Annotated in this window: 15 protein-coding genes; 3 read left to right on the forward strand and 12 right to left on the reverse strand. The window is 60.2% G+C overall.

Translation table 11 applies throughout. The annotated features are described in order from the left end of the window. Nucleotides 1-5 precede the first annotated feature (5 nt). A complete protein-coding gene (locus tag AC07XZ_RS20165) occupies nucleotides 6-1,214 on the reverse strand; it encodes an MFS transporter (RefSeq protein WP_102687155.1) in 1,209 nt (402 codons plus the stop codon). Between the two features lie 146 nt (nucleotides 1,215-1,360). Beyond that, a complete protein-coding gene (locus AC07XZ_RS20170; protein WP_102687156.1) occupies nucleotides 1,361-2,512 on the reverse strand; it encodes a M14 family metallopeptidase in 1,152 nt (383 codons plus the stop codon). Nucleotides 2,513-2,609: 97 nt separating this feature from the next. On the opposite strand from AC07XZ_RS20170, the gene AC07XZ_RS20175 reads away from it, so the two are divergent. Continuing rightward, nucleotides 2,610-2,828: a hypothetical protein gene (locus AC07XZ_RS20175; RefSeq protein ID WP_146024017.1), complete on the forward strand. Its 219-nt coding sequence runs from the start codon at nucleotides 2,610-2,612 to the stop codon at nucleotides 2,826-2,828. Between the two features lie 163 nt (nucleotides 2,829-2,991). Here the strand turns inward: AC07XZ_RS20175 and AC07XZ_RS20180 are convergent, their stop codons facing one another. Next, on the reverse strand, nucleotides 2,992-3,330 hold the full coding sequence (locus tag AC07XZ_RS20180) for a DUF6124 family protein (RefSeq protein ID WP_102687157.1): 339 nt from the start codon (nucleotides 3,328-3,330) through the stop codon (nucleotides 2,992-2,994). A gap of 129 nt (nucleotides 3,331-3,459) precedes the next feature. On the opposite strand from AC07XZ_RS20180, the gene AC07XZ_RS20185 reads away from it, so the two are divergent. Next, complete coding sequence (locus tag AC07XZ_RS20185) at nucleotides 3,460-4,116, forward strand: LexA family protein (RefSeq protein WP_085746264.1); 657 nt, start codon at nucleotides 3,460-3,462, stop codon at nucleotides 4,114-4,116. Nucleotides 4,117-4,155: 39 nt separating this feature from the next. On the opposite strand, the gene AC07XZ_RS20190 is transcribed toward AC07XZ_RS20185, so the two are convergent. From AC07XZ_RS20190 to AC07XZ_RS20205, 4 genes are read right to left on the reverse strand one after another with little or no spacing between them, the layout of a single operon-like run. After that, nucleotides 4,156-6,105 (reverse strand): acetyl/propionyl/methylcrotonyl-CoA carboxylase subunit alpha, encoded by a 1,950-nt coding sequence (locus tag AC07XZ_RS20190; RefSeq protein WP_102687158.1) that lies wholly within the window; start codon nucleotides 6,103-6,105, stop codon nucleotides 4,156-4,158. Beyond that, the gene (locus AC07XZ_RS20195) at nucleotides 6,105-6,920 is read right to left on the reverse strand and encodes a gamma-carboxygeranoyl-CoA hydratase (protein ID WP_102687159.1); all 816 of its coding nucleotides are present in this window, start codon (nucleotides 6,918-6,920) and stop codon (nucleotides 6,105-6,107) included. Before AC07XZ_RS20195 ends, AC07XZ_RS20190 begins: the two co-directional genes overlap by 1 nt. A gap of 13 nt (nucleotides 6,921-6,933) precedes the next feature. Further along, the gene (locus tag AC07XZ_RS20200; RefSeq protein ID WP_102687160.1) at nucleotides 6,934-8,541 is read right to left on the reverse strand and encodes a carboxyl transferase domain-containing protein; all 1,608 of its coding nucleotides are present in this window, start codon (nucleotides 8,539-8,541) and stop codon (nucleotides 6,934-6,936) included. Nucleotides 8,542-8,553: 12 nt separating this feature from the next. Continuing rightward, on the reverse strand, nucleotides 8,554-9,717 hold the full coding sequence (locus AC07XZ_RS20205; protein WP_085745949.1) for an isovaleryl-CoA dehydrogenase: 1,164 nt from the start codon (nucleotides 9,715-9,717) through the stop codon (nucleotides 8,554-8,556). A 201-nt stretch (nucleotides 9,718-9,918) separates the two neighbouring features. Here AC07XZ_RS20205 and AC07XZ_RS20210 point away from each other — a divergent pair, with 201 nt between their 5' ends. After that, complete coding sequence (locus AC07XZ_RS20210) at nucleotides 9,919-11,616, forward strand: AMP-binding protein (protein WP_102687161.1); 1,698 nt, start codon at nucleotides 9,919-9,921, stop codon at nucleotides 11,614-11,616. Nucleotides 11,617-11,667: 51 nt separating this feature from the next. Here AC07XZ_RS20210 and AC07XZ_RS20215 read toward each other — a convergent pair whose 3' ends face one another. From AC07XZ_RS20215 to AC07XZ_RS20235, 5 genes are all read right to left on the reverse strand, one after another. Further along, complete coding sequence (locus tag AC07XZ_RS20215) at nucleotides 11,668-12,027, reverse strand: DUF6124 family protein (protein ID WP_102687162.1); 360 nt, start codon at nucleotides 12,025-12,027, stop codon at nucleotides 11,668-11,670. An 88-nt stretch (nucleotides 12,028-12,115) separates the two neighbouring features. Beyond that, nucleotides 12,116-12,481, reverse strand: coding sequence for a DUF6124 family protein (locus AC07XZ_RS20220; protein WP_102687163.1), 366 nt, complete (start codon nucleotides 12,479-12,481; stop codon nucleotides 12,116-12,118). A 1,009-nt stretch (nucleotides 12,482-13,490) separates the two neighbouring features. Next, the gene (locus tag AC07XZ_RS20225) at nucleotides 13,491-14,390 is read right to left on the reverse strand and encodes a hydroxymethylglutaryl-CoA lyase (RefSeq protein WP_102687165.1); all 900 of its coding nucleotides are present in this window, start codon (nucleotides 14,388-14,390) and stop codon (nucleotides 13,491-13,493) included. A gap of 29 nt (nucleotides 14,391-14,419) precedes the next feature. After that, a complete protein-coding gene (locus AC07XZ_RS20230; protein ID WP_039767497.1) occupies nucleotides 14,420-14,821 on the reverse strand; it encodes a MerR family transcriptional regulator in 402 nt (133 codons plus the stop codon). A gap of 55 nt (nucleotides 14,822-14,876) precedes the next feature. Beyond that, complete coding sequence (locus AC07XZ_RS20235; RefSeq protein ID WP_011334997.1) at nucleotides 14,877-15,821, reverse strand: LysR family transcriptional regulator; 945 nt, start codon at nucleotides 15,819-15,821, stop codon at nucleotides 14,877-14,879. Nucleotides 15,822-15,946 lie beyond the last annotated feature (125 nt).

Here is a 15,946-nt window from a genome sequence, read left to right on the forward strand (position 1 = left end):
GTGTGTCAGTCCGACGTGGCGAGGGCGCAAGCAGCCTCGCCACGTTTCTGTTTGGCCACGGTGCTCCACCAATAAAGCAGCGCGACCGTGTTGATTGCGGCACCCAGCCAGCACACGCCCGGCCATCCTGCCCAGGCGTACATGGCCGTCGAGGCGATTGAGCCCAAGGCGCTGCCAATTGAGTAAAACAGCATGTAGCCGGCGGTCAGTCGGCTCTGCGCCTCCGGGCGGACGCTGTAGATCATGCTCTGGCTGGTGACGTGCACGGCCTGCAAGCCCAGATCCAGGGTGATGACGCCAAGCAGCAGTGCCCATAATGAAGACTGGGTGAGTGCGATTGGCAGCCACGAGCCCAGCATCAGCAGCAGCGACAGGCCGCTGACCCATTGCCCCCATCCTCGATCCGCCAGATGTCCGGCTCTGGCCGCGGCCAGTGCGCCTGCCGCGCCAGCGAGTCCGAACAATCCGATTTCACTATGGGAAAGTGACAGCGGCGGGGCGGCCAGCGGCAACACCATCGGCGTCCACAACACCATGGCGCTGGCGAAGGTGAGCATGGCGAGGATTGCTCGTTGGCGCAGCACCGGTTCCTCACGAAACAGGCTGAACACTGAGGCGATCAGTGCCACGTAACGCGTGGTCGATCGTGCGTCTTCATCTTTGGGTAACACCCGAAACAGCAGCGCGGCCATCACCAGCGTCAACCCCGCCGACAGCAGATAGATCGAGCGCCAGCCGGCCAGATCAGCCATCCCCCCAGCCACCGTTCGCGCGAGCAAAATGCCGACGACGATACCGCTGGTGATCACGCCCACAACCTTTCCGCGTTGTGCCGGGACGGCCAGGGTAGCGGCGTAGGCGACCAGCACCTGGGTGACCACGGCAAGCAGGCCGGTCAGGGTGACGCCGATCAGTAGCCAGGCGCTGTTCGAGGCCAGAGCGATCATCAGCAAGGCTGCGGCGGACAATAGCGTTTGCGTGACGATCAACCGGCGGCGGTTGAGCATGTCGCCGAGGGGCACGAGCAATAACAGCCCGAGGCCGTAACCGACCTGGGTCAGCGTCATGACGATACCGATGCTGCCCGGCGACAGGCCGAAGGCGTCGGCCATCGCATCCAGCAGCGGCTGGGCGTAATACACGTTGCCCACCGCGAGGCCGCAAGCGATGGCGAAAAGCAGTACGACACCTTTATCGAGTGTTGCAGTTTTCATGTCCCGGATCCTTTCAGGTTTCAAATTGAAACTTGATTGACGGTAAGTAATCCGGTTTTGATTTGCAACCTGATTGGGTAAAAGTCGGCGCAAAAAAAAGATCGCAGACAGGCTGCGATCTTTCGTGAAGCGAAAATCCGAGGGGATTAGCGCAGGGTGTCGACCATGTCTGCGATGGTGGTCAGCACGTCTTTGCCCAGTTGCTTCGAGCGTTTGCCCGACCAGCCGGTGAGCGGATTCGGCGCGTCATCGTGATCCTTGAATGGCATTTCCAGGGTCAGCGACAGGCAGTCGAACTTCTGGCCGACGCTGTTGCAAGCCAGAGTCATGTTGGCCTGACCCGGCTCGTCGCGGGTGTAGCCGTACTTGGTCTGGAAATCTTTGGTGGTGTGCTTCAGGTGGCTGCGGAAGTGCTCTTCGAGCTTCTCCAGGCGCGGGGTGTAACCCGGGTTGCCTTCGCAACCGGCAGTGAACACGTGGGGGATTTCTTCGTCGCCGTGTACGTCGAGGAACAGATCGACGCCGTACTTTTCCATCTGCTGTTGTACGAAAAGTACTTCGGGGCTGACTTCCTGACTGGCGTTCTGCCAGGCGCGGTTCAGGTCCTGGCCCATGGCATTGGTGCGCAGGTGACCGTGGAAGGCGCCGTCCGGGTTCATGTTCGGCACCAGGTACAAATCGGCGCTGGCCAGCAGTTTGTTCAGTACCGGATCGTCATGATGCTCCAGGCGTTCGATCACGCCTTCCATGAACCACTCGGCCATGTGCTCGCCGGGATGCTGCTGGGCGATGATCCAGATCTTGCGGCGACCTTCGGCGCCAGTGCCTTTGCGCAGCAACTGGATGTCGCGGCCTTCGACGCTTTTGCCGGTGGCCAGCAGTTCGGTGCCGGCCTTGGTCAGTGCTTGCTCGATCAGCCAGTCATGACGGCCACGGCTGTAAGGTTCGAAATAGGCGAACCAGGCGTGGGTCTGCTCGGCTTCGAGGCAGAAGCGCAGGCTGTCGCCTTCGAATTGAGTCGGGATACGGAACCAGTTGACGTGGTCGTAGGAAGCGACCGCCTGATAGCCGGTCCAGGCTTTGTTGTAGGAAGACTGGCTGGCGTTGACCAGGCGGAACCAGTGTTCCTGATGAACATGCAGGCCGCTGGCCTTGAAGTGGAACCACTGGAAATGAGCGCTGCGGGTATCTGGCCGAATTGCCAGAACCGGGTTGAGCGGATTGCTGATGTCGATGACTTGGATGTTGCCGCTGTCGAAGTTGGCGCTGATGTCGAACGAAGATTTGGCCACGGTCATAATCGGTTCCTGAATATGATTTTTATGGCGGCTACTTTACACGCAAGACAGGGGTGAAACCGAGGGAAATTGCGGGTTGCGGCGGGGGGCGTCTTCCGTGACGCGGATGCAGCTTAGTGGCTGTGCGATTGATTCTCAAGTGCTAATTGGCGTTACTTTGCCCCAATGTGGCCGGGCTCCGCTTGCCAAGCAATATTCTTTTGATATTATCCGCGCCATCGAATTTGCGGCATCCAAAGACTTCATTAGCCTGAAGCCACAAGCCAGAAAACTGGCAAAAAAAAGACCCGGCAAAAAGCCGGGTCAAAAACCGTGATTAGCCTGATGAGGAGATAGTCCAGAAGACCGACCTAAGGTCTCTGGTCCATCGACTGATCTCGCGACCAGTTGCTTGCAATAATAATCATTATCATTTGCAAGTCAAATGTTTTTATCTGCGCGATTGGAAAATTCTTTCCCGTCCGTCCGAACTCCCGTGTTCAGCGAACTGCGCCATCGAGCGAGTGATCAACCATCGCCCGCGCCATGTCCACCATGTGCACGACCGAAAACGCCAGATCCCGATTGACGCCCTGCAGGCCGTCCGCCGCCTTGAACGCCGTCGCTGCTGCACATCGCAGCAGATCGGAGGCGTGGACCAGGGATTCTTCGCCGCTCAGATTGCTGTTTACGCCGAAAAAGCGCTCATCCACTTCCGGTTCTGACACAGCTGGTTTCAAGTAATAGTCCAACGCCCGTTGCGCAGCGGCGCACCCTTGCGGGGACGTGAAGGTGGTGTCCATTTGCAGGTCGGGCAAGTCTTTGCTGGTGATATTCATGGTGAAAGGTCACTCCTTGGTCGATTCAAATCCGTGACTCAAGCATAGTACTATCAGTATTTGTGACCAGAATTTAAATACTACAATATGTGTTTTGCCGGCCGCAGGCGTCCACGTATGGTGCCGCACATGGATAAATGGATTGAGTTGGTCAAGGCCAAAATGAGTGAACTCAACGTCACTCAAGTCGAGCTCGGCGAGCGTGTCGGCATGTCTCAGGGCGGTATCGGCCATTGGCTGAACAAGCGCCGCGAGCCCGGCATCACGCAGATGAACCGCGTGCTGAAAGCGCTGGGCATGGAGTATCTCGAGGTCGCGGTGGTGATTCGCGAACCGCAGATCGATGCGGATGACGAAATGCCTCTGGCGCAGAAGTACAACCCTTACTTTCGCTACCCGGTCAGCGAGTGGAATGCGCCGGTCGAGGCCCGTGAGAGCCAGCCAGCGTATTCGAGTGCCAAGGACAAGCGGCGTTTCGAACTGACGGATTACCACGCCCGTGGCCCGGCGTTCTGGCTTACCGTGATGGGGAATGCGATGACTGCGCCCACGGGGCAGAGCATCGGCGAAGGGATGATGATTCTGGTGGACCCGGCGCTGGAAGCCGAGCCCGGAAAACTGGTGATCGCCCAGTGGCCTGACAGCGACGAGGCGATTTTCCGCAAACTGATCGAAGAGGGCGGCCAGCGTTACCTGGTGCCGCTCAATCCGACCTGGCCGAAAGCCTTGTTGACCGACGAGTGCCGCATTATTGGTGTCGTGGTTCAGGCAACGGCCAAATACTAGTCAGATCGATCCTCGCCAGGCGTAGGATCGATCCACCTTTCACGCTACTTCCAGTTCGACCAGCGCACTGCCTTCGCTGACCATTTCGCCTTCCTGGCAATACAGCGCCTTGATCACGCCAGCATGGGGCGCGCGGATGCTGTGCTCCATCTTCATCGCTTCCAGCACCACCAATTGAGCGCCGGCTTCAACCGATTGCCCGGCCTCCACCAACACTCGGACGATGCTGCCGTTCATCGGCGCCGTCAGACCACCCTGATGGCTGTGACTGGCTTCGACAGCGCTGATCGGGTCGTACGTTTCAACGCGCCGCAACTCGCCGTCCCATTGCAGAAACAGAACCTCTCCACGGCGAATCGCCCGCAGCTGTCGACGCAGCCCATCGTGCTCGACCACCAGTTGTTCACCGATCAGTTTTGCATTGCCGCCAGCGCCGAGCGTCAACGCCCGATCCTGCCCCTCGCAGCTCAGATGCAGAGTAATTTCACGTGGCAACCCGGCGCGCAAACCGCTGTGAAGCGCCCAAGGCGAGGCCGGATCATCTGCCCGAGCCATCCCCGGCAGACTCTGCGCAAAAGCCTGCGCCGCCACACTCCAGAACTCATCGCTCAGCGCCGCAGGCGCTGGAAGCAGTTGCTCCTGATAGCGCGGAATGAACCCAGTATCCAGCTCGGTTGCCGCAAACGCCGGATGACCGATGATCCGCCGCAGGAAGTTGATGTTGGTCTTCAGCCCGCCAATCGCAAACTCGTCGAGCATGCTCAGCAGCCGCAAACGCGCCTGTTCACGGTCTTCGCCCCAGGCAATCAGCTTGCCGAGCATCGGGTCATAGAACGGCGAAATCTCATCGCCTTCCTCAACGCCGCTGTCCACACGGCGCCCCGGCCCTGCGGCGGATTCGCGATACAGATCCAGACGCCCGGTCGCCGGCAGGAAATCATTCGAAGGATCTTCCGCGTACAGCCGAACCTCAATTGCATGCCCGTTCAACGGCACCTGATCCTGAGTGATCGGCAGCGCTTCGCCACGGGCGACGCGAATCTGCCAGGCCACCAGATCGAGCCCGGTGATGGCTTCGGTGACCGGGTGTTCGACCTGCAGTCGCGTGTTCATCTCCATGAAGAAAAACTCGCCGCGAGCGTCCAGCAGAAACTCCACCGTGCCGGCGCCGACGTAGCCGATGGCCTGCGCCGAACGCACCGCCGCTTCGCCCATCGCTCGACGCAGTTCCGGGCTCAAACCCGGTGCCGGCGCTTCTTCGACGACCTTCTGGTGCCGGCGCTGGATCGAGCAGTCGCGCTCGTTCAGGTACAGGCAATTGCCATGCTGATCGGCGAATACCTGGATTTCCACGTGGCGCGGCTTGAGCAGGTATTTTTCCACCAGCATCCGCGAATCGCCGAACGATGACTGCGCTTCACGCTGGGCCGAGGCCAGCGCTTCAGCCAACTGGCTGACGTCCTCGACAACTTTCATACCTTTACCGCCACCGCCAGCGGTGGCCTTGAGCAGCACTGGATAACCAATGCGCTCGCAAGCATCGCGGAAGGTGTCCAGATCCTGAGCTTCGCCGTGATATCCCGGAACCAGCGGCACGCCAGCAGTTTCCATCAGGGCCTTGGCGGCGGATTTGCTGCCCATCGCGTCGATGGCCGAGGCGGGCGGGCCAAGGAAAATCAGGCCGGCGGCTTCAATGGCGCGAGCAAAACCAGCGTTCTCCGACAGAAAGCCATAACCCGGATGAATCGCCTGAGCACCGCTGGCCTTGGCCGCTGCGATCAATTTATCGATTTGCAGATAGCTGTCGGCCGCTTTGCTGCCGCCCAGATCGACGCGGATATCCGCTTCGCGGCTGTGCCGCGCTTCGCGGTCGGTGGCGCTGTGCACGGCGACGGTGGTCAGGCCCAAAGCCTTGGCGGTACGCATGACCCGGCAAGCGATTTCGCCACGGTTGGCCACCAGCAGGGTGGTGAGAACAGGTGCGCTCATCAACGCGGCTCCTTGGTGGTGGTTGCGGCTTGCCAGCTCGGCGGACGCTTCTGCAGAAAGGCCCGCAGACCTTCCTGGCCTTCCGGACTGACGCGGATGCGGGCGATGGCGTTTTCGGTGTAGCGGCGCAGGGCCGGCGTCAGCGCGCCGTTGCCGACTTCACGCAGCAGATCCTTGCTGGCGCGCATGGCGGCGGGGCTGTTGAGCAGGAGGTTGTCGATCCATTGTTCGACTTTCTGTTCAAGCTCGGTCGCCGGATAGCTTTCCGACAACAAACCGATTTCCCGCGCCCGCTGCCCGCCAAAACGCTCGGCCGTCAGCGCATAACGCCGCGCCGCGCGCTCGCCAATGGCTTGCACCACGAACGGACTGATCACCGCCGGCGCCAGGCCGATGCGCACTTCCGACAGACAGAACTGCGCGTCATCGGCGCCAATCGCCATGTCGCAGCAACTGATCAGACCCAGCGCGCCACCGAACGCCGCGCCTTGCACCACGGCCACGGTCGGGATTTTCAGTTTGGCGAGGTTGTACATCAGCTCCGCCAGTTCCCGGGCGTCGTCGAGGTTGGTGTGGTAATCGAGTTCGGCCGATTGCTGCATCCAGGCCAGATCCGCGCCAGCGCTGAAGTGTTTGCCGCGTCCGCGTACCAGTAAAAAGCGCAGGCTGGCATCACTGGCGATCTTGTCCAGCGCCAGGATCAGTTCGCGGATCATTTCGGCGTTGAACGCGTTGTTCTTTTCTTCGCGGCTCAGCCACAGGGTTGCGAAACCCCGTGGATCGCTGTGCAATTCGAGGGTGTTGAAGTCGCTCATGAGGTTCTCCCGATCACATCCGGAACACGCCGAAGCGGCTCGGTTCGATAGGCGCGTTCAACGACGCGGACAAGGCCAGGGCCAGTACATCGCGGGTCTGCGCCGGGTCGATGACACCGTCGTCCCACAGTCGTGCGCTGGAGTAGTAGGGGTGACCCTGTTCTTCGTACTGGTCGAGAATCGGTTGCTTGATCTCGCTTTCCTGTTCCGCACTGAACGCCTGACCGCTGCGTTCGGCCTGCTCGCGCTTGACCTGAACCAGCACGCCGGCCGCCTGTTCGGCGCCCATCACGCCGATCCGCGCGTTCGGCCACATCCACAGGAAACGCGGATCGTAGGCCCGCCCGCACATGCCGTAGTTGCCTGCGCCGAAGCTGCCGCCGATGATCACGGTGAATTTTGGCAACTTGGCGCACGCCACCGCGGTCACCAGTTTGGCGCCGTGTTTGGCGATGCCGCCGGCTTCGTATTTCTGGCCGACCATGAAGCCGGTGATGTTCTGCAGGAACAGCAGCGGGATGCCGCGCTGGCAGGCCAGTTCGATGAAGTGCGCGCCTTTCTGCGCGGCTTCGGCGAACAGGATGCCGTTGTTGGCGAGGATCGCGATCGGGTAGCCGTGCAGGTGAGCGAAACCGCACACCAGCGTGGTGCCGAACAGGGCTTTGAATTCATCGAACACCGAACCGTCGACCAGTCGCGCAATCACTTCGCGCACATCGAACGGCTGCTTGGCATCTGCCGACACCACGCCGTACAACTCGTCGCTGGCGTACAGCGGCGCAATCGGCGCGCGCTGCTGCACTTCGCCGAGCTTGCGCCAGTTGAGGTTGGCGACGCTGCGGCGGGCGAGGGCGAGGGCATGCTCATCGCTTTCGGCGTAGTGGTCGGCAACCCCGGACGTCTTGCAATGCACATCGGCCCCGCCGAGTTCTTCGGCGCTGACCACTTCACCGGTCGCGGCTTTTACCAATGGCGGGCCGGCGAGGAAGATCGTTGCCTGATTGCGCACCATGATCGCTTCGTCGGCCATCGCCGGCACATAGGCGCCGCCGGCGGTGCAGGAACCCATGACCACGGCAATCTGCGGAATGCCCATGGCGCTCATGTTGGCCTGGTTGAAGAAGATTCGCCCGAAGTGCTCGCGATCCGGGAACACTTCGTCCTGACGCGGCAGGTTGGCGCCGCCCGAATCCACCAGATAAATGCACGGCAGACGGTTTTGCTGGGCGATGGTTTGGGCGCGCAGGTGTTTCTTCACGGTCAGCGGATAGTACGAACCACCTTTCACGGTCGCGTCGTTGGCGACGATCATGCACTCGACGCCTTCCACGCGACCGATCCCGGCAATCACGCCAGCGGCCGGCACGTCTTCGCCATACACAGCGTGGGCGGCCAACTGACTGATTTCCAGAAACGGCGAGCCCGGATCGAGCAAGCGGTTGATCCGCTCACGCGGCAGCAGTTTGCCGCGCGAGGTGTGACGTTCCTGAGCTTTCGCGCCGCCGCCCTGGGCCACTTGGGCGAGCAGGGTGTGCAGGGCGTCGACCTGTTCGAGCATCGCCGCGCTGTTGGCGGCGAACTCCGCTGAACGAGGGTTGAGCTGGGTATGCAGGATAGCCATGGACAGCTCCGTTTAGCGGGTTTCGTTGAACAGTTCGCGACCGATCAGCATGCGACGGATCTCACTGGTACCGGCACCGATTTCGTACAGCTTGGCGTCACGTAGCAGACGGCCGGCCGGGAATTCGTTGATGTAGCCGTTGCCGCCGAGAATCTGGATCGCATCCAGGGCCATTTGCGTGGCGCGTTCGGCGGTGTAGAGGATCACGCCGGCAGCGTCCTTGCGCGTGGTTTCGTTGCGCTCGCAGGCCTGGGCCACGGCGTAAAGGTAAGCGCGGCTGGCGTTGAGTTGGGTGTACATGTCGGCGACTTTGCCCTGGATCAGCTGGAATTCGCCGATGCTCTGGCCGAACTGCTTGCGGTCATGGATGTACGGCACGATCAGGTCCATGCACGACTGCATGATCCCGGTCGGGCCACCGGACAGCACGACGCGCTCGTAATCGAGGCCACTCATCAGCACTTTCACGCCGCCGTTGAGCACGCCGAGGATGTTTTCCTCCGGTACTTCGACGTCATCGAAGAACAGCTCGCAAGTGTTGGAGCCGCGCATGCCGAGCTTGTCGAACTTGTTGCTGCGGCTGAAGCCTTTCCAGTCGCGCTCGACGATGAACGCGGTGATGCCGTGCGGACCTTTTTCCAGGTCGGTCTTGGCGTAGATCACGTAGGTGTTGGCGTCGGGGCCGTTGGTGATCCAGGTCTTGCTGCCGTTGAGCACGAAACGGTCGCCGCGTTTATCGGCGCGCAATTTCATCGAGACCACGTCGGAACCGGCGTTCGGCTCGCTCATCGCCAGAGCGCCGACGTGTTCGCCGCTGATCAGCTTCGGCAGGTATTTGGTTTTCTGTTCGTGGTTGCCATTGCGGTTGATCTGGTTGACGCAGAGATTGGAGTGGGCGCCGTAGGACAACGCCACGGAAGCCGATCCACGGCTGATTTCTTCCATCGCCACCACGTGCGCCAGGTAGCCCAGACCAGCGCCGCCGTACTCTTCCGGCACGGTGATCCCGAGCAGGCCCATGTCACCAAACTTGCACCACAGATCGGCAGGGAACAGGTTGTCGCTGTCGATCTGCGCGGCACGGGGGGCGATCTCCTTGGCGACAAAGGACTGAACCTGATCGCGCAGCATGTCGATGGTTTCGCCGAGGGCAAAGTTCAGGGATGGGTAGCTCATGGGTCACCTTTTGGCTTTTTTGTAGGGTGGGGAGAAGGGCGTTTCAGTTCTCACCTTTACGTTAACGTAAGCCTGTGACGAATGGCTGTCAATCACCCTTTACGTTAACGTCAACTTGAGCGAGAGTAGAGCCAGTTCTGAATGGTCGGAGCTCATATGGCTCCGTTCCAACACCCACTAATAAAGACAATAGGGGTCGTCATGGATCAACCCAGTGCAAACCCGCAGCGCAGCTACACCCGTGGTTCCCAGGACAAAGCCTTGCTGGCGATGACCATCGGGCAGAAGTTCGACGAGACCGTCGCGCAGTACCCGGACGGTGAGGCGCTGGTGGTGCGCCATCAGCAGCAGCGTTACACCTGGCGGCAACTGGCCGACGCGGTGGACGTGCATGCCAGAGCCCTGCGGGCGTTGGGTTTGCAGGCCGGTGACCGGCTCGGCATCTGGGCACCGAATTGCGCTCAGTGGTGCATCACTCAGTTCGCCACCGCGAAGCTCGGCGTAATCCTGGTCAACATCAACCCGGCCTACCGCAGCTCCGAACTCGAATACGTGCTCAAGCAATCCGGCTGCCAATGGTTGGTCTGCGCCGGGGCGTTCAAGAGCTCCAACTATCACGGCATGTTGCAAGGCTTGCTGCCGGAACTGGCCGAGCAATCCATCGGCGAACTGCGCAGCGAGCGCCTGCCGGAGCTGCGCGGCTTGATCAGCCTCGATTCACAGCCGCCTTCGGGTTTTCTCCCGTGGTCGCAACTGGCAGATCTGGCCGCCAGTGTCTCTCCAGAACAATTGCGTGAACGCAGCGACAGCCTGCACTTCGACCAACCCGTCAACATCCAGTACACCTCCGGCACCACCGGTTTCCCCAAGGGCGCGACCCTCAGTCACTACAACATCCTCAACAACGGTTACATGGTCGGCGAAAGCCTCGGCCTGACCGCTGCTGATCGCCTGGTGATCCCGGTGCCGCTGTATCACTGCTTCGGCATGGTCATGGGCAACCTCGGCTGCATCACCCACGGCAGCACGATGATTTATCCCAACGATGCCTTCGATCCACTGCTGACCCTGAGCACCGTCGCCGAAGAAAAAGCTACCGCGCTGTACGGCGTGCCGACCATGTTCATCGCCATGCTCGATCAGCCGCAGCGCGCCGAATTCGACCTGTCGACCCTGCGCACCGGGATCATGGCCGGCGCCACTTGCCCGATCGAAGTGATGCGCCGGGTCATCAACGAAATGCACATGAGCGAAGTGCAGATCGCCTACGGCATGACCGAAACCAGCCCTGTCTCGCTACAGACCGGCCCATCCGACGAACTGGAGCTGCGCGTCACCACCGTCGGCCGCACCCAGCCGCAACTCGAAAGCAAGATCATCGATGAGGCCGGCAATCCGGTGCCACGCGGCACCATCGGCGAGCTGTGCACCCGTGGCTACAGCGTGATGCTCGGCTACTGGAACAACCCGAATGCCACCGCCGAAGCCATCGACGCGGCAGGCTGGATGCACACCGGCGACCTGGCGAGCATGAACGACGAGGGTTATGTGTGCATCGCCGGGCGTAACAAGGACATGATCATCCGTGGCGGCGAGAACATTTACCCGCGTGAACTGGAAGAGTTCTTCTTCACCCACCCGGCGGTGGCGGACGTGCAGGTGATCGGCATTCCATGCTCGCGTTACGGCGAGGAAATCGTCGCCTGGATCAAATTCCACCCCGGCCACAGCGCGACCGAACAAGAGCTGCAAGCGTGGTGCAAGGAGCGCATCGCTCACTTCAAGACGCCGCGTCATTTCAAGTTCGTCGAGGAGTTTCCGATGACGGTGACGGGCAAGATCCAGAAATTCCGGATGCGCGAGATCAGTATCGAGGAGTTACGTAGCAACGAGGGCTGACGATTAGAGCTTTCGAAGCCAGGGCGCGGATCCTGGCTTCGAAAGCGGCGCTTATTGCTTTACTTCTACATTTTCCAACGCCTGATTAACCGCTAACTCCCCCAACATTACCACTTGCACAATGCCCAACAGGGTCTTGCGGTTCGGCCCTTCCAGCAGGCCGGCAAAGTCACCGAGCATGACCGTGGCTGAAGCCAGGGATTCGCAGGCGTTGGCCAGCAAGGACTCCGTGTCGGTTTGCGGGTTGACCATGAACATGTCGTTGGGGGTGTAAGGCGTGGCCATAATCTGGGCTGCGGGGGTCAAGTTATAGTCGAGGGCGCGTTCGGCGGCGTCGTGGAGCTTTCTTGAATCGGGAAATTCGTAGGGGGACACCGGATCTTCTAACGGTGGAATGACGGTCTTGGACATCAGCTGGAACTCCGGAAAAGAGTCGCTTGAGGATTTTTATCGACGGCTGCCAGGCCGTGAGGGGACAAGCCCCTCACCGGGGCGGCAACTACCGCGAGACGTGATGGTTGTCCAGCACACGATTGACCAGCAGCTCACTCAGCATGATGACCTGCTGCAGTATCTGCATCGCCTTGCGCTGCGACGGATCGACGGTGTTGCCGAGATCCCGGGCCATGTCACTGGCCGACGACAGCGTTTCGCACGCTTCGACCAGCAGCGTTTCGTCATCCATCGTTGGATTGACCAGGTAGATCTTGCCCGGCTTGCGCGATGGCTTGGACGTCTTCTGCGCCCCAGGATCGAGGTAATGATTGATCGCCCGCTCGGTGGCCGATTTTATGTTTTCGGCTTCCAGTGCGGCGTCGTAGGGGATTGAATCGGTATCTGGTGGGTTTGGTGTGGCTTTGAACATACGTGTAACTCCTATCGCAGATCTCAAGGAGCCATCACCCACGCTACCAAACGATGGGTGGCGGCCATACGCGGGTTGGTAGACCGGCTGCAATAGGAACCCGGCGCTCACGAATGAGCCCCACGCATGACCACCATAAGACAGAGCCCCCAAAAGGGCCTGCATACGGTGTTGCCATACAGCTATTACAGACGGGCTACCAAACCCGATCACTGTTTTTCAGTGACAGGGAAACGATATAGCCCACCCCATAGCCGCGTAAGCCGGCGGATTCTGGCGTACGCGTAGGCAACGACGCAAGGTGTTGTAGCCCTTATGGCGTAACGGTTCGTGTACTTTAAACGCGCATGCGGCGTCGTGTTTACACACAGCGAAAGCCGTGAACCCACCGTGTTTTTTTGGGGATTACTTGTATGTGGGGGCTAGATCGAGAAGGGGGAGGAGATCCGTCGCGGACAATTTCAGAACGCCAGACAGCACAAAGGGGAGCCGAAGCTCCCCTTTAATTTTGTCGTCGCGTGCTCTTTTTTATTATTGAGGGTCGGTCTGTTGTTGTTTTTGGCAACCGTGGCCCTTTACCGCTGTTTTTGGCGACCCCCATCCGGGGTCAAGAGCAAACGTATTTTTTTGAGCGCTGATCTGCTTTCTCGCCAAGCGATCCAACCGATTCGGGAGCTACCTGAAGGTAGTTTTATTGTTCTCTGCCCGGTTGCGGGTCATTCCGAGGAATACCCTGAAAAGCACACCTTCTCCAAAAAAATCTGTTAGCTGCGTCTCTGCCGTGTTGTTTTTGTTATGTCAGAGTCGGTACGTCTTATTTTTATTGGTTTGCTGCTTTTTATTCTTGTTATGCCATAGAGATAGCAGAAGCCGTGCCAACTTTTAAAAAACCTTTTAAATCAAGGGTTTGAGATTTTTGAAGGATTTATCCTTCAGGCAAAACCAGACAATTTGTTTCCGTGTTACTCGCTTGTGCCCACGTTTCGCGCTCGGCGGTAACACCATCCCCTCACTGTGCGCTGCGAGCCTTGGCCACGCGCGAACCGGTCGGGCGACCCAGCACCGCACTGATCTGTTGGCCGGCAGCAATCAAGGCGTCGAGGTCGATACCGGCCTCGATCCCCAGGCCGTTGAGCAGGTACACCACGTCTTCGGTGGCGACGTTACCGCTGGCGCCCTTGGCGTACGGGCAGCCGCCGAGGCCGGCGATCGAGCTGTCGAACACCGCGATGCCTTCCAGCAGGCTGGCGTAGATGTTGGCCATGGCCTGGCCGTAGGTGTCATGGAAGTGGCCGGCGAGTTTCTCTCGCGGCACTTGCTTAGAGACCACTTCGAACAGTCGGCGGGTGGCGCCCGCAGTGCCGGTGCCGATGGTGTCACCCAGCGACACTTCGTAGCAGCCCATCGCGTACAGCTCGCGGGCGACCATGGCCACTTGTTCCGGGGCGACCTCGCCTTCATAAGGGCAGCCGAGCACGCAGGACACGTAACCGCGCACGGTAACGCCGTGCTGTTTCGCCGATTCCATGATCGGCGCGAACCGCGCCAGGCTTTCGCTGATCGAGCAATTGATGTTGCGCTGCGAGAACGCTTCGGACGCAGCGGCAAACACTGCGACTTCCTTGACCCCGGCGGCCAGCGCATCCTCAAAACCGCGCAGGTTCGGCGCCAGCGCGCCATAGGTCACGCCGGGCTTGCGCTGGATCTGCGCGAACACGTCGGCGGAACCGGCCATCTGCGGCACCCACTTGGGCGAAACGAAACTGCCGACTTCTATATAGCCGAGGCCGGCGGCGCTCAGCGCGTCGACCAGTTGCACCTTGTCGGCGACGCTGATTGGCTGGGCTTCGTTCTGCAGGCCGTCACGGGGGCCGACTTCAATCAGGCGTACTTGGGAGGGGAGGGACATGGCGTTGACCTGTTGTGGTTGTCGGGAGGCTACTGCGCGACTTGCTGACTCTTGAGCGTCTGCTCCAGCGCCTGCACACAGCGTTCTTCGGCGGTGTCGAGTTCCAGCTTCATCTGTTCGATGTCCAGCAGTTGCTGTTCAAGCTGTGCCCGGCGCTCGCTGATTTTCGCCAGCATGCTGTTGAGTTGTTTGGTGTTACCGCTGGAGGGGTCGTAGAGCTCGATCAGTTCACGGCACTCGGCCAGGGAGAAACCGATGCGCTTGCCCCGCAGGATCAGCTTCAGGCTGACCTTGTCGCGCGGCGAATAGATGCGTTCCTGGCCTCGGCGCTCAGGGCTGAGCAGGCCTTGTTCTTCATAGAAGCGGATCGCCCGGGTGGTGATGTCCAGCTCGCGGGCGAGGTCGGAAATGCTGTAGGTCTGGCTGCTCATGAAAGCGCTCGAAGAAGGGGCTTGGCGCTAAGCTAATGGCAGGTTGACGTTTACGTCAAGTGGCGGGCGCCTGCAGCTTGTCGAGCTTCTTCTCGTGCGCTGTCACTTGCTGGCACAACTCGATCATCTGCTCGCGCATCCAGCGGTTGGCCGGGTCCTGATCGGTGCTTTCGTGCCAGTACAAATGGGTTTCCACCGGCGGTACATCGTTGACCGGCAGATTGAACGCATGCAGGTCATGGCGCCGGGCGAACCGCTCCGGCACGGTCATCACCATGTCGGTCTGCTGCAACACCTGGGACGCCATCAGATAGTGCTGCGAGCGCAGGGCGATCTTGCGCTGGATGCCCATCTTGCCCAGCGCCAGATCGACATGGCCCAGACCACTGCGCCGGCTGGAAATATGAATGTGGGTCAGCGACAGGTAATCGTCGAGGGTGAATTTTTCCTTGGTTGCCAGCGGATGACCCTTGCGCATCGCGCAGACGTAACGGTCTTCCATCAGCTTGACGTGGCGCACCTGCGGGTCGGTGTTGAGCGGTGCATCTACGGCGAAATCGAGGCGCCCGGCGGCCAGTTCCTTGGTGGTTTCCCGGCGTTTGGACAGAAAGCTTTCGATGATCACAGTCGGCGCCAGACGACGCAGACGCTGGAACAGGGGCGGCAGAATCACCGCTTCGGTCAGGTCAGTCATGCTGATGCGATAGGTCTTGACCGCTTGCGAGGGGTTGAAAATGCGGCTTTCCTGAACCGAAACCCGCAACAGCGAGAGAGCGTTGCGCACCGGGCCAATGATGTTCTGCGCCATGGGCGTCGGCACCATGCCCTGGGCGGTGCGTACGAAGAGCGGGTCGTTGAAGGTTTCGCGCAACCGCGCCAATGCGTTGGACACCGCTGGCTGGGTAATGCCGACAATCTGCCCGGCGCGGGTCAGGTTGGCTTCGGTGTAGATCGCGTCGAAGACGATGAAAAGGTTGAGGTCGACCTTGCTCAGATTCATTACGCGGCTCTCTTGTTATAGGTGGATGGCGCGGGTCAGGGCGGCCAGGAAAATCAATCAATCATATATCGGTGATGAATGTTTATACACGCCGAGAATAGGCTAGGTAAATTATCAACGCTGTT

It is taken from the genome of Pseudomonas sp. GW458-11-26-14-LB4 (genome assembly GCF_059423925.1).

Excerpts from the sequence above, each read along its gene's own strand:
- AC07XZ_RS20200 (WP_102687160.1), bottom strand. The coding sequence starts at position 8,541 with ATGGCTATCCTGCATACCCAGCTCAACCCTCGTTCAGCGGAGTTCGCC.
- AC07XZ_RS20215 (WP_102687162.1), bottom strand. The coding sequence starts at position 12,027 with ATGTCCAAGACCGTCATTCCACCGTTAGAAGATCCGGTGTCCCCCTAC.
- AC07XZ_RS20170 (WP_102687156.1), bottom strand. The coding sequence starts at position 2,512 with ATGACCGTGGCCAAATCTTCGTTCGACATCAGCGCCAACTTCGACAGC.
- AC07XZ_RS20235 (WP_011334997.1), bottom strand. The coding sequence starts at position 15,821 with ATGAATCTGAGCAAGGTCGACCTCAACCTTTTCATCGTCTTCGACGCG.
- AC07XZ_RS20190 (WP_102687158.1), bottom strand. The coding sequence starts at position 6,105 with ATGAGCGCACCTGTTCTCACCACCCTGCTGGTGGCCAACCGTGGCGAA.
- AC07XZ_RS20205 (WP_085745949.1), bottom strand. The coding sequence starts at position 9,717 with ATGAGCTACCCATCCCTGAACTTTGCCCTCGGCGAAACCATCGACATG.
- AC07XZ_RS20195 (WP_102687159.1), bottom strand. The coding sequence starts at position 6,920 with ATGAGCGACTTCAACACCCTCGAATTGCACAGCGATCCACGGGGTTTC.
- AC07XZ_RS20185 (WP_085746264.1), top strand. The coding sequence starts at position 3,460 with ATGGATAAATGGATTGAGTTGGTCAAGGCCAAAATGAGTGAACTCAAC.
- AC07XZ_RS20220 (WP_102687163.1), bottom strand. The coding sequence starts at position 12,481 with ATGTTCAAAGCCACACCAAACCCACCAGATACCGATTCAATCCCCTAC.
- AC07XZ_RS20180 (WP_102687157.1), bottom strand. The coding sequence starts at position 3,330 with ATGAATATCACCAGCAAAGACTTGCCCGACCTGCAAATGGACACCACC.
- AC07XZ_RS20210 (WP_102687161.1), top strand. The coding sequence starts at position 9,919 with ATGGATCAACCCAGTGCAAACCCGCAGCGCAGCTACACCCGTGGTTCC.
- AC07XZ_RS20230 (WP_039767497.1), bottom strand. The coding sequence starts at position 14,821 with ATGAGCAGCCAGACCTACAGCATTTCCGACCTCGCCCGCGAGCTGGAC.
- AC07XZ_RS20225 (WP_102687165.1), bottom strand. The coding sequence starts at position 14,390 with ATGTCCCTCCCCTCCCAAGTACGCCTGATTGAAGTCGGCCCCCGTGAC.
- AC07XZ_RS20165 (WP_102687155.1), bottom strand. The coding sequence starts at position 1,214 with ATGAAAACTGCAACACTCGATAAAGGTGTCGTACTGCTTTTCGCCATC.